The sequence below is a fragment of the Streptomyces sp. NPDC050388 genome (assembly GCF_040655635.1).
Lineage (GTDB): Bacteria > Actinomycetota > Actinomycetes > Streptomycetales > Streptomycetaceae > Streptomyces.
The window spans coordinates 1-1,284 of record NZ_JBFAKH010000278.1 but is presented as its reverse complement, the minus strand read 5'-3'; the positions used below and the strand labels follow the sequence as shown (position 1 = coordinate 1,284).

The window sequence follows — 1,284 nt, the reverse complement described above, 5'->3', positions numbered from 1 at the left end:
GTCGAGAGACTGTTCTGGCAAGAGATCGCCAAGGGACTGACCAGTGAGGATGCGGCCATCGCCGTCGGGGCGGCGCCGGCGGTGGGCACCCGGTGGTTCCGGCATGCTGGCGGGATGCCGCAGATCGATCTTGCCGTCTCGGGCCGCTACCTCTCCTTCGCCGAACGCGAGGAAATCGCCCTGTTGCGCGTGCAGGGCGCCGGAGTACGGGAGATAGCCCAGCAGCTGGGCCGGGCACCCTCGACGATCTCCCGGGAGCTGCGGCGCAACGCGGCCACCCGCGGTGGCAAGCTCGAGTACCGGGCCTCGGTCGCGCAGTGGAAGGCCGACCTGGTGGCCCGGCGGCCCAAGGAGGCGAAGCTGGCCGGGAACGAGCGGCTGCGGGAGTATGTCCAGGACCGTCTGCTGGGCGTGGTCCGAGCCCCGGACGGCACGGTGCTTCCCGGGCCGCAGGTTCCTGAATGGAAGGGGCGCAACAAGCCGCACCGCAAGGACCGCCGGTGGGCGAACGCCTGGAGCCCGGAGCAGATCGCGGCCCGCCTGAAGATCGACTTTCCTGAGGACGAATCCATGCGTATCAGCCACGAGGCGATCTACCAGTCGCTCTACGTCGAGAGCCGTGGTGGCCTCAAGCGCGAGCTCGTGGCCTGCCTGCGCACCGGCCGCGCCCTGCGCGTCCCACGGGCCAGGTCTCGCAACAAGCCGGGCGGCCACGTCACGAAGGACGTGGTGATCAGCCAGCGGCCCGCCGAAGCTGCCGACCGCGCCGTGCCGGGACACTGGGAGGGAGACCTGATCATCGGGCTGAATCGGTCGGCGATCGGCACGCTCGTGGAACGAACGACCCGCTACACCATGCTCGTTCACCTGCCACGAGCCGAGGGCTACGGCACCGTCCCACCGACCAAGAACGGGCCCGCACTGGGCGGCTACGGCGCCGTGGCCATGAAGGACGCCCTGGCCACCACGATGACCACCCTGCCCGACCAGCTCCGCCGGTCACTGACCTGGGACCGCGGCAAGGAGCTGGCCGCTCACGCCCAACTCACGGTCGAGACCGGGCTGCCCGTCTACTTCGCAGACCCGCACGCTCCCTGGCAGCGGGCCACGAACGAGAACACCAACGGGCTACTGCGCCAGTACTTCCCCAAGGGCACCGACTTGTCCCGATGGAGCGGCGACGAACTGTCCGCCATCGCCGCAGTCCTCAACTCCCGTCCACGTAAGACCCTCGGCTGGAAGACACCCGCGGAAGCCCTCGACGATCATCTACGATCGGTGCAC

The 1,284-nt window shown here is 69.3% G+C and carries 1 protein-coding gene; it reads left to right on the top strand.

Annotation, left to right across the window (positions count from 1 at the left end):
* Positions 1 to 1,284, top strand: a 1,284-nt coding sequence (locus tag AB0I73_RS41365) for an IS30 family transposase (protein ID WP_363045528.1), incomplete at both ends; no start/stop codon positions are given.